Annotated in this window: 10 protein-coding genes; 6 read left to right on the top strand and 4 right to left on the bottom strand. The window is 70.8% G+C overall.

Going from position 1 to position 12,735, the window contains the following annotated elements:
• The first annotated feature begins 59 nt into the window (after positions 1-59).
• Together aspS and OG293_RS16980 are read left to right on the top strand one after the other, a co-directional pair.
• Positions 60-1,832, top strand: a complete 1,773-nt coding sequence (gene aspS / locus OG293_RS16985) for an aspartate--tRNA ligase (protein WP_405999636.1) — start codon at positions 60-62, stop codon at positions 1,830-1,832.
• Between the two features lie 460 nt (positions 1,833-2,292).
• Complete coding sequence (locus OG293_RS16980) at positions 2,293-3,063, top strand: L,D-transpeptidase family protein (protein ID WP_405999635.1); 771 nt, start codon at positions 2,293-2,295, stop codon at positions 3,061-3,063.
• 196 nt (positions 3,064-3,259) lie between these two features.
• Here OG293_RS16980 and metG read toward each other — a convergent pair whose 3' ends face one another.
• A complete protein-coding gene (metG, locus tag OG293_RS16975) occupies positions 3,260-4,876 on the bottom strand; it encodes a methionine--tRNA ligase (RefSeq protein ID WP_405999634.1) in 1,617 nt (538 codons plus the stop codon).
• Between the two features lie 159 nt (positions 4,877-5,035).
• Here metG and OG293_RS16970 point away from each other — a divergent pair, with 159 nt between their 5' ends.
• Positions 5,036-5,689 carry a response regulator transcription factor gene (locus OG293_RS16970; protein ID WP_405999633.1) on the top strand — a complete coding sequence of 218 codons (654 nt, stop codon included), beginning with the start codon at positions 5,036-5,038 and terminating at the stop codon, positions 5,687-5,689.
• Positions 5,686-6,822 (top strand): sensor histidine kinase, encoded by a 1,137-nt coding sequence (locus OG293_RS16965; RefSeq protein WP_405999632.1) that lies wholly within the window; start codon positions 5,686-5,688, stop codon positions 6,820-6,822. The genes OG293_RS16970 and OG293_RS16965 overlap by 4 nt, the downstream gene beginning before the upstream one ends.
• Here the strand turns inward: OG293_RS16965 and OG293_RS16960 are convergent.
• Positions 6,789-8,654 carry a VWA domain-containing protein gene (locus tag OG293_RS16960; protein WP_405999631.1) on the bottom strand — a complete coding sequence of 622 codons (1,866 nt, stop codon included), beginning with the start codon at positions 8,652-8,654 and terminating at the stop codon, positions 6,789-6,791. The two genes, OG293_RS16965 and OG293_RS16960, sit on opposite strands and share 34 nt — an antisense overlap.
• Positions 8,655-8,937: 283 nt before the next feature.
• On the opposite strand from OG293_RS16960, the gene OG293_RS16955 reads away from it, so the two are divergent.
• The gene (locus OG293_RS16955; protein WP_405999630.1) at positions 8,938-11,013 is read left to right on the top strand and encodes a PhoX family protein; all 2,076 of its coding nucleotides are present in this window, start codon (positions 8,938-8,940) and stop codon (positions 11,011-11,013) included.
• 148 nt (positions 11,014-11,161) lie between these two features.
• Complete coding sequence (locus tag OG293_RS16950; RefSeq protein WP_405999629.1) at positions 11,162-11,569, top strand: RNA-binding S4 domain-containing protein; 408 nt, start codon at positions 11,162-11,164, stop codon at positions 11,567-11,569.
• Here OG293_RS16950 and OG293_RS16945 read toward each other — a convergent pair.
• Together OG293_RS16945 and OG293_RS16940 are read right to left on the bottom strand one after the other, a co-directional pair.
• Positions 11,556-11,819, bottom strand: coding sequence for a DUF397 domain-containing protein (locus OG293_RS16945; protein ID WP_405999628.1), 264 nt, complete (start codon positions 11,817-11,819; stop codon positions 11,556-11,558). The two genes, OG293_RS16950 and OG293_RS16945, sit on opposite strands and share 14 nt — an antisense overlap.
• Positions 11,816-12,646 carry a Scr1 family TA system antitoxin-like transcriptional regulator gene (locus tag OG293_RS16940; RefSeq protein WP_405999627.1) on the bottom strand — a complete coding sequence of 277 codons (831 nt, stop codon included), beginning with the start codon at positions 12,644-12,646 and terminating at the stop codon, positions 11,816-11,818. The genes OG293_RS16945 and OG293_RS16940 overlap by 4 nt, the downstream gene beginning before the upstream one ends.
• Between the last annotated feature and the right edge of the window lie 89 nt (positions 12,647-12,735).

Here is a 12,735-nt window from a genome sequence, read left to right as displayed (position 1 = left end):
CGGGCGGTAACCTTGACGGGCCCACCCCCTTCCCAAGCGCTAAGACTGGATGAACGACGATGCATCGGTACAGGTCCCACACCTGCGGCGAGCTCCGCGCCTCTGACGTCTCCGCCGACGTCCGGCTGAGCGGCTGGCTGCACAATCGCCGAGACCTGGGCGGCATCCTCTTCATCGATCTGCGCGATCACTACGGCATCACGCAGCTCGTGGCCCGCCCCGGCACCCCTGCGTACGACACCCTCGACAAGGTCAGCAAGGAGTCGGTCGTCCGCGTCGACGGCAAGGTCGTCTCGCGTGGCGCCGAGAACGTCAACGCCGACCTGCCCACCGGCGAGATCGAGGTCGAGGTCTCCGCGGTCGAGGTGCTCGGCGCCGCCGCCCCGCTGCCGTTCACGATCAACGCGGACGACGGTGTGAACGAGGAGCGGCGCCTGGAGTACCGCTTCCTCGACCTCCGCCGCGAGCGCATGCACCGCAACATCATGCTGCGCTCGGCCGTCATCGCCTCCATCCGCTCCAAGATGGTGGCGCTCGGCTTCAACGAGATGGCGACCCCGATCCTGACCGCGACCTCCCCCGAGGGCGCGCGCGACTTCGTGGTCCCCTCCCGGCTGAACCCCGGCAAGTTCTACGCGCTGCCGCAGGCCCCCCAGCAGTTCAAGCAGCTGCTGATGATCTCGGGCTTCGACCGCTACTTCCAGATCGCGCCCTGCTTCCGCGACGAGGACGCCCGCGCGGACCGCTCGCCGGGCGAGTTCTACCAGCTCGACGTCGAGATGAGCTTCGTCGAGCAGGAGGACGTCTTCCAGCCGATCGAGAAGCTGATGACCGAGCTCTTCGAGGAGTTCGGCAACGGCCGGCACGTCACCTCGCCGTTCCCGCGGATCCCCTTCCGCGAGTCGATGCTGAAGTACGGCAACGACAAGCCGGACCTGCGCGCCGAGCTGGAGCTCGTCGACATCACCGATGTCTTCGAGGGCTCGGAGTTCAAGGCCTTCGCCGGCAAGCACGTCCGCGCGCTGCCGGTGCCGGACACCGCCGCCCAGCCGCGGAAGTTCTTCGACGGCCTCGGTGACTTCGCCGTGGAGCACGGCGCGAAGGGCCTGGCCTGGGTGCGCGTGGGTGAGGACGGCTCGCTGACCGGCCCGATCGCCAAGTTCCTGACCGAGGAGAACGTCAAGGTCCTCACCGAGCGTCTCGGGCTCGCGCCCGGCCACGCGGTCTTCTTCGGCGCAGGCGACTTCGACGAGGTCTCCAAGATCATGGGCGCGGTCCGGGTCGAGGCCGCGAAGCGTGCGGGCCACTTCGCGGAGGGCGTGTTCCGGTTCTGCTGGATCGTCGACTTCCCGATGTACGAGAAGGACGAGGAGACCGGAAAGATCGACTTCTCGCACAACCCGTTCTCGATGCCCCAGGGCGGACTTGAGGCCCTGCGGACCCAGGACCCGCTGGATGTCCTGGGCTGGCAGTACGACATCGTCTGCAACGGCGTCGAGCTGTCCTCCGGCGCGATCCGGAACCACGAGCCCGAGATCATGTTCAAGGCGTTCGAGATCGCCGGGTACTCCAGGGAGACCGTCGAGCACGAGTTCTCGGGCATGCTCCGCGCCTTCCAGTACGGCGCCCCGCCGCACGGCGGCATCGCCCCGGGCGTCGACCGCATCGTGATGCTGCTGGCGGACGAGCCGAACATCCGCGAGACGATCGCCTTCCCGCTCAACGGCAACGCGCAGGACCTGATGATGGGTGCGCCGACCGAGCTGGACGAGGCGCGGCTGCGGGAGCTGAACATCGCGCTGCGCAAGCCGGTCGCGAAGTCCGGCGAGTAGTACTCAGCAGCACAGACGCAGGGCAGGGCCCGGGAACCGCCGAAGGTTCCCGGGCTCTTCCCGTGTGCCGGGCAGCCCGCCCCTGCCGGCGTTTGCGGCCCGGCGGCGCGCTGGTCACGCTGAAGGAGGAGACCGGCGGTACCCCAGGTGCGCGACCCGCCCGTGCTCCACGAGACGGGCTGCGTCTCACCCGCCTGCCGCGGCGTCCGCGGTACGAGGCGGTACGAAGCGCCGGCCGGCAGGGTGCCTCGTCCCCCGGAGCCGACGGCCGTTCCGGCGTCCGACGAGTCCGTGATCTTTCTCAGCAGCCGTGTCTCCGGCGTCGCCTCACACGCTGTGGGCGAAACGCGACAGATGATCGTACATGCCCGATTCGGTACCGCCAGTGCCGAGGCCGCGCCGACCCCGACCGCGCCCCCGAAGCAGCAGCACACCAGCTTCTCGAACCGAAAGGCCGCACATGCACCTCCGCACAGGACCGTTCCCGGCGGTCGCCCTCGCCGTCGCCGGTCTGCTGCTCACCGGCTGCGCGGGTGACTCCGGCAAGGCCGCTCCCCCGCCCGCCACGAGATCCGCAGGCACCGCGTCCGCGCCGGGCGTGAGCGGACACCCCGGCCCCCAGACGCTGACCGTCCGGGCGCAGGAGATCCCGGCCCTCGGACCGCGGACCCGCGCCAAGATCACCGAAGCGAACCGGCAGGCGGTCGTGGTGGTCGGCGACGACCCCGACTCCAACCGGTCCGTCGTCATGCTCTACGAGCGCGATCCCGTCCGGGGCTGGAAGCATGCCTCCGACCCGTGGCCGGCCCACAACGCCCTCCAGGGCTGGACCGACGACCACCGCCAGGGTGACCACCGCTCGCCGATCGGAGTCTTCGGCCTCACGGACGCGGGCGGGCTGCTTCCCGATCCCGGCACGAAGCTTCCGTACGACGAAGGGGCCGACTTCGAGTCGCCCGGCACCGGCTTCGAGGGCGAGCCGCTTCAGGGCTCCTTCGACTACGTCGTGGCGATCAACTACAACCGCGAGCCCGGCAACACCCCGCTGGACTGGACCCGCCCACTCGGCGCGGACAAGGGCGGCGGCATCTGGATCCATGTCGACCACGGCGGGCCGACCCAGGGCTGTGTCTCGCTGCCCAAGGAGCGGATGAAGCAGCTGCTGCGCTGGCTGGACCCCCAGAAGCAGCCGGTGGTGGTGATGGGGGACGTGACAGCGCTGGGGCGGTGAGCGGGGCTCTGCCCCAAGATCCGCCCCAAGATCCGGCAGCCGAACGCGCGGACGCGGCACGCGAGCGCGGATGCGAACGCCGAACGCGGACGCAGACGCAGAACCGGGGCGACGGCGCGAGCGAAAGGTTCGCGGAACGCGGACGCCGGGCGGGCCGTAGAGCCCGCCCGGCGTCCGGGCACGGAATGCAGCGGCCTCAGGCCTTCTTCGGGTCCTCCAGACGCGGGAACAGCACCGCGCCCTTCGTCACCGTCGCGCCCGCGGGCAGCTGGCCCCACTCACCGGCGTGCTGTACCTGCCGGCCGGCGAGCGCGCCCAGCGCGGCCTCCGCTCCGAGCGAGTCCCACAGGGCCTGCGAGGTCTCGGGCATGACCGGGTTCAGCAGCACGGCCACGGCCCGCAGCGACTCCGCCGCGGTGTACAGGATCGTCGCGAGACGGGCCTGACCCTCCGGGGACTCGTCCTTGGCGACCTTCCACGGCTCCTGCTCCGTGATGTAGCCGTTGACCTGCTTCACGAAGTCGAAGACCGCCAGGATGCCGCCCTGGAAGTCCAGCTCGTCGCCGATCTTCCGGTCGGCCTCGGCGACCGCCTTGGCCATGCCCTCCTGGACCGCCTTCTCCGCCTCACCGGCCGCCGTCGCCTCGGGCAGCGAGCCGCCGAAGTACTTGCCGACCATGGCCGCGACACGGGACGCGAGGTTGCCGTAGTCGTTGGCGAGCTCGGAGGTGTACCGGGCGGTGAAGTCCTCCCACGAGAACGAGCCGTCCTGGCCGAAGGCGATCGCGCGCAGGAAGTACCAGCGGTACGCGTCCACGCCGAAGTGCGAGGTCAGGTCCTGCGGCTTGATACCGGTCAGGTTCGACTTCGACATCTTCTCGCCGCCGACCATCAGCCAGCCGTTGGCCACGACCCTGCCGGGCAGCGGCAGGTCGTTCGCCATCAGCATCGCGGGCCAGATGATCGAGTGGAACCGCAGGATGTCCTTGCCGATCAGGTGCACGTCCGCCGGGAAGGTCGCCTCGAACTTCGCCGGGTTCTCGTTGTAGCCGACCGCCGTCGCGTAGTTCAGCAGGGCGTCGATCCACACGTAGATGACGTGCTTCTCGTCCCACGGCACCGGGACACCCCAGTCGAAGGTCGAGCGCGAGATCGACAGGTCCTGAAGGCCCTGCTTGACGAAGTTCACGACCTCGTTGCGGGCGGACTCGGGCTGGATGAAGCCGGGGTTGGCCTCGTAGAACTCCAGCAGCTTCGGGCCGTACTCGCTGAGCTTGAAGAAGTAGTTCTCCTCCTTGAGGATCTCCACCGGCTTCTTGTGGATCGGGCAGAGCTTCTGCCCGGCGAACTCGCCCTCGCCGTCCAGCAGGTCGCCCGGGAGCTTGTACTCCTCGCAGCCCACGCAGTACGGGCCTTCGTACCCGCCCTTGTAGATCTCGCCCTTGTCGTACAGGTCCTGCACGAACTCCTGCACACGGTCCGTGTGCCGCTTCTCCGTCGTGCGGATGAAGTCGTCGTTCGCGATGTTCAGGTGCTCCCAGAGGGGTTTCCACGCCTCTTCGACGAGCTTGTCGCACCACTCCTGGGGCGTGACGCCGTTCGCCTCGGCAGTGCGCATGACCTTCTGACCGTGCTCGTCCGTGCCGGTGAGGTACCACACCTTCTCGCCACGCTGACGGTGCCAGCGTGTGAGCACGTCGCCTGCGACGGTCGTGTAGGCGTGGCCCAGGTGAGGAGCGTCGTTGACGTAGTAAATGGGGGTCGAGACGTAGTACGCCTTCGCCCCCTGCTTCTCGGATCCAGTGGCCGCCATGGTCGAAATCCTAACGGCCCGCAGAAGGTCGACTCACCCGGATAAGCACAGGGCTATCCCCACGGAGAGGTCTGCGAAACATCCGCTCCCGTAAAAAGGCGCATCCTGGGTGGAGAGGCAGGGGCGGAGAGGGTGCAAGGGGAACGGGGGGACGACAGCATGCGGGTACTGGTCGTCGAGGACGAGGAAATGCTGGCCGAGCTGGTCGCCACCGGGCTGCGGCGGGCCGGATTCGCCGTCGACACCGTGTACAGCGGGGACGCGGCTCTCGCGTACCTCGCACTGCACGACTACGACGTCGTCGTCCTCGACCGCGATCTGCCGCGCGTCCACGGAGACGAGGTCACCCGCGAACTGATCGCCTCCTCCTCGCGCACCCGGATCCTGATGCTGACCGCGTCCTCGTCCCTGGAGGACCGGGTGGAGGGCCTCGACCTGGGAGCCGACGACTATCTGGGCAAGCCCTTCGAGTTCCCCGAGCTGGTCTCCCGGGTCCGAGCGCTGCGCCGGCGCAGCTCCCGGCCGGTGCCGCCGCTCCTGGAACGGCGCGGGGTACGGCTGGACACGGTGCGGCGGACGGCCGGGCGGGACGGGCGGGACCTGGATCTGTCGCCGAAGGAGTTCGCCGTCCTGCAGATCCTGCTGGAGGCGGACGGGGCGACGGTGTCGGCCGAGGAGCTCCTGGAGCGGGCGTGGGACGCGCACACCGATCCCTTCACCGCGGCGGTCAGGGTCTGCATGAGCAAGCTGCGGTCGAAGCTGGGGGAGCCGGCGCTGATCCGGACCGTCCAGGGTGTGGGGTACGTGCTGTGAACCCTTATCTGGGGCCCGGGTCCACGATCCGCACACGTATCGCGCTCGTCTACGGCGGGGCCTTCCTCGTCCTTGGCGCCTGTCTGCTGGGGATCGTCAATCTGCTGTCCCGCGCGGGTACGGAGAACGAGGTCGCGGAGATCAGAGAGCGCGCCGCGCCCGCGCTGCCGGTCACGGACGTGCACGGGGTCACCGTCGACCAGCTGACCGACAGCGTCCAGCACGCGGCGGGGCACCAGATGCTCGTCTGGTCGGCGTTCGCCCTGCTCGGGACGGCGCTGTGCGCGGTCGCCGTGGGCTGGTGGACGGCGGGGCGCGTGCTGCGGCCCGTGCACGCGATGACCGCCAAGGCGCGGCGGCTCTCCGAGTGGACCCTGGACCAGCGGATCGCGGCGAGGGGGCCCGACGACGAGCTGAAGGAGCTCGGGGACACCCTGGACGCGCTGCTCGCCCGTCTGGAGAAGGCGTTCGACAGCCAGCGGCGGTTCATCGCGAACGCCTCGCACGAGCTGCGGACGCCGCTGGCGACGCAGCGAACGGCGATCCAGGTCGGCCTGGACGCGTCCGCGTCGGCGGAGGAACTGGCCCGTACGAAGGCGGTCCTGCTCGACAGCAACCGGCGCAGCGAACGGCTCATCGAGGGACTGCTCGTGCTGGCGCGGAGCGAGCGCGGTCTTGCCGAGCGCGTGGACGTGGACCTGGGCGAGGTCGTGAACGAGGAGGCCGCACGGCACGACGTGACGGCGGTGTCCGGCTCCGGCGGGGCCGGACTGGTCCGGGGGAACCGGCAGCTGCTGGCCCAGCTCGTGGGGAATCTCGTGGCGAACGCGGTCACGTACAACGTGCCCGGCGGGACGGTGGACGTGTCGGTCGCGGACGGCGTTCTGAGGGTGGTCAACACCGGGCCGGTCGTCGCGGCGGAGGACGTCCCGGCACTGTTCGAGCCGTTCCGGCGGGGCGAGGGCCGGGACCGGATGGGGCCGGGCGCCGGGCTTGGGCTCTCGATCGTCCGCTCGATCGCCGATGCGCATGGCGGCACGGTGACGGCCGAGCCCGGCCCGGAGGGCGGACTGGCCGTCACCGTCAGGCTGCCGGTGTCTCAGGGACGCCAGGCGGCGAGAAGACCCTCGTAGAGGTCCGCGTCCGGGAGCTCGCGGGGGGCGGGCCCGGCGTGGAAGAACGCGGCGTTCTCGACGGAGCTGTCGGCGGTGAGCTTGCGGAGGTAGTCGAAGGCCTTCGCGTCGTGCTCGCCGAACGCGACGAACTGCCAGAAGACCTGCGGCGACTTGCCGGCGGCATCGGCGAGCGCGGCGGTGGCGGCGGTCTTGGACTCCGGCGCACCGTCGGTCTGGAACACCACGAGGGCGGGCGCGGAGGCGTCCGCCTTGGCGTGCAGGGCGAGAACCTCCTCGACCGCGAGGTGGTAGTTCGTACGCCCCATGCGGCCGGCGGCGGCGTGGAGCTCGTCGATGCGTCCCTCGTACGCGTCGGGGGTGAGCCGGCCGGTGCCGTCGATCTCGGTGGAGAAGAAGACGACATCGACGGCCGCGCGGTCGTCGAGCTCCGCGGCGAGGCCGAGTACCTGCTCGCCGAGGTGCTGGGCGCTGCCGTCCTTGAAGTACGGCCGCATGGACCCGGACCGGTCGAGTACGAGGTACACGCGGGCACGGGCGTCGGTCAGCTGCCGCGCTGCGAGGGCGCTGCGGGCGGCGTCCTGGTGGGGGAGGGAGGCCGCCGCGGTTGCCGCGGTTGCCGCGGGAGCGGCTGCGGCGACGGGCTCGGGGTCCGCTTCCGGCTCGGCCTCGGCTGCGGGCTCCGGCTCCACCGGGAGGGCCTCGGCCTCTGCCGGAGCGGCCTCGGCCTCCGGCTGGGTGGTGGTGACGGGCTCGGCGGCTGCGGGCTCCGCCTCGGCGGCGGGGGCCTCGGCCTCCGGCTCCGCCGGGGCGGGTGCGGCCTCCACCTCGGCCGCAGGGGCCGCCGGTTCGGTGACCGTCTCCGGCTCCGTGGGAGCAACGTCCGCGTCGTCCGTGGGGACGGGCTCGGCCACAGCCTCCGGTTCCGTCGGGACGGCTTCGGCCTCGGTGACCGGCTCCGCGGGAGCCGACGCTTCCGCGACGGGCTCCGCCTCGGCGGGCTCGGCCGCCGCCTCTGCCGGAGCGGCCTCGGCCTCCGGCTGGGTGGTGGTGACCGGCTCGGCGGCGGGTGCGGGCTCCGCCTCGGCGGCGGGGGCCTCCGGCTCCGCCGGGGCGGGCGCTTGATCCGGTTCCGCCGGAGCGGGTGCGGCCTCCACCTCGGCCGCAGGGGCGACCGTCTCCGGCTCCGTCGGAGCAACGTCCGCGGCGTCTGCGGCGACGGGCTCGGCCTCGGCCTCCGGCTCGGTCGGGGCGGGCTCGGTCGGGGCCTCCGGCTCGGCCTCGGCCTCCGGCTCGGTCGCGGTGTCCGGCTCGGCGGCTGCGGCGGCGGGCTCGGCCTCCTCGGCGGCGGGGGTCTCAGCCTCCGGCGCCGCAGGAGCGACGTCCTCGGCGGCGGGCGCCGCCTCAGCGGGCGCAGCCTCCGCCTCGGCCGCGACAGGCTCCGCTGCCGCCGCAGGCTCCGGCTCCGCCGGGACGGCCACGGCCTCCGGCTCCACGGCCGGTTCGCCGGTGACGGCCTCCGGCTCGGGGGCCGTGACCGGCTTCGCGGCGGCAACCGCCCCGGCGGGCGCTGCCTCCCGCTCCGAAGGAGCGACCGGCCCCGGCGACGCCTGCGCCGGGACCTTCGCCTTCCGGCCGCCCTTGGGGGCCGGGTTGTCGAAGGCCGCCGAGACCAGGTCCGCCGCCGCCCGCTCCGCCGGGGACGGGGACGGGACCGTCGCCGTCGGCGGTTCCGTGCGCTCGGTCTGGGGCGGGACGGAGGCTGTCGCCGACTCGTTGTGCTCCGAACGGTCGCGACCGAATACCTTGCGCAGCAAGCTCCGAATGCCCATGTGCGAGGCCTTTCGCATGAGTGAGTGCGTGAATGTCCGCGCTTGTGCCGGGCGTCCAGTAGGTGTCCTGGCCAGGGCGGACACGTAAGGTTAGCGGCCACCCGCCGGGAACCCCGGCAGGGGCGGTCAGCAGTCATCCCCACATGTCAACCCCGCCCCGGCCGCGCCGCATTCATCCGGCGTTCACTCCACGGCCGCCACCTTGCTCTCGTGCGCCCCTAACGTCACGGTGGAAACACATTCCGACACGATGTCGGCGCGGGGTGCGCCGGAGGAGGACGAAGTGCGCAAACTGCTGCCGCTGTTGAACACCAGCCCGCACGCGGGAGGGCGTTCCGCGCTCACCTGTCGCTACCGCTGTGGCGACGCCTGTTTCCACGAGGTACCGAACACCAGCAACAACGAGTACGTCGGTGACGTCATAGCGAGCGCGCTGTCGCGGCGCTCGATGATGCGCGCGGCCGCCGTCGTGACCGTCGCCGCCGCCGCGGGCACCGCGACCGTGATCGGCTCCGGTGGCGAGCAGGCATCCGCAGCGCCGGCCGCCGGTGCGGCCGACCTCGACGGACTCGGCCACGGAGGAAAGACCGACGGCGCCCGAGGCCTCCGCTTCGCCTCCGTCGCGCCCAACAAGGACGACAAGGTCACCGTCTCTGAGGGCTACGCCCAGAACGTCGTCATCCGCTGGGGCGAGCCGATTCTCCGCGGCGCCCCCGCCTTCGACGCCGACAAGCAGACCGCCAAGGCGCAGGCCGGCCAGTTCGGCTACAACAACGACTTTCTCTCCCTGCTCCCGCTGCACGGCGAGCGCGGCCGTCAGGTTCTCGTAGCGAACCACGAGTACACCGACGAGATCCTGATGTTCCGTGGCTACGACCCGGCCAACCCGACCCGCGAGCAGGTCGAGATCGCCTGGGCGGCGCACGGCCTGTCCGTCGTCGTGGTCCAGGAGGAGCACCGCAGCGGCAAGCTCACCGCGGTCACCCGCCACCCGCTGAACCGCCGTCTCACGGCGACCAGCGAGTTCAAGGTCACCGGCCCCGCCGCGGGCAGCGCCTTCCTGAAGACCTCGGCCGACCCGACCGGCACCAAGGTGCTGGGCACGCTCAACAACTGCGCCGGCGGCACCACCCCGTGGGGCACGACCCTGCACGGCGAGGAGAACTTCAACCAGTACTTCGCCAATGGCTCCAGCGACACCGACAAGCGCTACGGCATCGGGACCGGCGCGACCGAGCGCAAGTGGGAGCGTTTCGACAAGCGCTTCGACCTGAAGCAGGAGCCCAACGAGGCGCACCGCTTCGGCTGGGTCGTCGAGCTCGACCCGTACGACCCCGACTTCACGCCCCGCAAGCGCACCGCGCTCGGCCGCTTCAAGCACGAGGCCGCCCAGCCGCGCCTGACCGAGGACGGCCGTCCCGTCGTCTACATGGGCGACGACGAGCGCTTCGACTACTTCTACAAGTTCGTGTCGAGCAAGCGCATGAAGAAGGGCAGCTCGCGCGCCGCCCGTGAGCACAACCTCACGCTCCTCGACGAGGGCACCCTGTACGTCGCCAAGCTGACCGGCGACTCCCCGGCGGCCGAGATCGACGGAACCGGCAAGCTCCCGAACGACGGCGAGTTCGATGGCAGCGGCCACTGGATCCCGCTGGCCACCGGCTCCACCTCGCACGTCCCGGGCATGACGGCCGAGGAGGTGTACGTCTTCACCCGGCTCGCCGGTGACAAGGTCGGCGCCACGAAGATGGACCGGCCCGAGGACATCGAGCCGTCCCCGCGCACGGGCCGCGTCTACGTCGCGCTGACCAACAACACCGACCGCGGCAAGCCCGGCAAGGCCGCCGCGGACGAGGCCAACCCGCGCAACCTGAACAAGCACGGCCAGATCCTGGAGCTCGCCGAGAACTTCGACGACCCGGCCGGTGACGGCTTCGCCTGGCGGCTCTTCCTGGTCGCGGGCGACCCGAACGACCCTGCCACGTACTTCGCGGGCTTCCCGAAGGACAAGGTCAGCCCGATCTCCTGCCCGGACAACGTCGCCTTCGACCCGCACGGCAACCTGTGGATCTCGACGGACGGCAACCAGCTCGGCTCCCACGACGGCCTGTTCGGCGTCGCCACCCGCGGTGAGCGCCGCGGTGAGCTCAAGCAGTTCCTCACCGTCCCGGCCGGTGCCGAGACCTGTGGCCCGCTGATCCAGGCCCGCCGGGTGCTCGTCGCGGTCCAGCACCCGGGTGAGATCGACGGCGCGTCCGTCGAGAAGCCGGCGAGTGTCTGGCCGGACGGACCGGGCAAGATCGTCCGCCCGTCGGTCGTCTCCGTCTGGCGCAAGGACGGCTGCGACATCGGCGTCTGAGGCTTCACAGCCGGAGGGTCCGCATCCTCCCGAGGCCCCTCACGAGGTGGCGCGCACCTGTGCGTGCCACCTCGTGCTCGTCCCGGCAGGGCGGGCACTGAGTGTTTTGCCGGTGCGGGCGGCCCACGCGGAATCGTAGAGTCGGTACATGGCTGATGAGGTTTCGGACGCGGGAACGGTACGGGCGGACGCCTGGATCTGGTCGGTCCGGCTCACCAAGACCCGCTCCCAGGCGGCGTCGGCGTGCCGGGCGGGACATGTCCGGGTCAATGGCGAACGCGTGAAACCGGCGCACGCCGTGAAGGCCGGGGACGAGATCCGCGTCTTCCACGCGGGCCGTGAGCGCGTGGTGGTCGTCTCCAAGATCGTCCGTAAGCGGGTGGGTCCTCCGGTGGCGGCCACCTGCTTCGTGGACAACACCCCGCCCCCTCCGCCGAGGGAGTTCGTCGCCCCGGTCGCGGTCCGGGACAGGGGCACGGGCCGCCCGACGAAGCGGGACCGCCGGGAGATGGAACGCCTTCAGGGCCTCGGAGGGGACGGGCCTACGGCGCGCTGAGGCCGTCGACGAAGGCGGCCCACGCGGGGAACGCGATGAGCAGGACCGGGCCGTGCGGGTTCTTGCTGTCGCGCACGGGGACGACGGGGGTGTAGCCGTCGGCGACCTCGACGCATTCGCCGCCCTCATCGTTGCTGTAGGAGGACTTGCGCCAGGCTCCCTCGGCGACCTCGACGCAGTCGCCTCCGTCGTCGTTGCTGTACGAGGACTTGCGCCACTGGGCTATTGCGAGGTCGCGAGGTGCGTTCATGATGAGTAGTCCTCCATCGCTGACCGGATCATGGTGAGGGACGCCTCCGGAGACAGCGCGGCGGCCCTGGCGAGATCGTAGGCTTTCAGGTAGCTGTCGACCAGGGCGGGATCGTCCAACAGCTGTCCGGAATAAGCTCCTTCGAGATATACGACGGGCGGCGCGTCGACGAAGGCCATCAGCTTCGCTGACTCGTGCATCAACGGAAGCGGACCAGCAGGGAACGGCATCACCTGCACGACGGCTCTTCCTGCATCGCACAACTCGACAATGTGGGCGAGTTGCTCACGCATCTCTGCCGCGCTACCCACCGGGATCCGTAGCGTTGCTTCATGGAGGACACACCACAGCTCTGGTCGGGCTGGCTGATCGAGCAGTCGTGCGCGCTCCTGACGTGAGCTGACCTTCCGTTCGACCTCGTCCTCGGTGGCGAACGGCCGCCCCGCCCGCGTCAGCGCCCGTGTGTACGAGGCGGTCTGGAGCAGGCCCGGCACCAGCATGGGCGCCCAGTGCGAGATGGACTTGGCCATCCGCTCCAGCTCCGCCGCCAGCCGGAAGTACTCCGCATGCCCCGACGACTCGTTCACCGCGTCGCACATCCGCGCCAGGAACCCGTCCGACTTCAGTACCGCGTCCAGCCGTTGCGCCAGGTCCAGCGGGGGCCATCTCTTCGCCGCCTCGATCTGGCCGATGTACGACCCCGAGCAGAAGACCTGCGCTCCCAGCGCCTCCTGGGTCAGGTCCGCCGCCTCGCGCAGGCGGCGCAGTTCCGAGCCGTAGAAGGCGCGGGGTGAATGCCAGGGGTTGAGGTCCTTGGGGCGGCTCATGCGCAACTCCTCTTTCCGCCAACGCCGTTGTCGGGGCCGTGCGCCCCCAACGGTAGTAGCGCATGGTCACGCCATGCGTACGGAAAGTG

Origin of the sequence: Streptomyces sp. NBC_00829 (genome assembly GCF_045161795.1) — a bacterium.
Taxonomy (GTDB): domain Bacteria; phylum Actinomycetota; class Actinomycetes; order Streptomycetales; family Streptomycetaceae; genus Streptomyces.
This window is presented reverse-complemented; position numbering and strand designations above follow the sequence as displayed.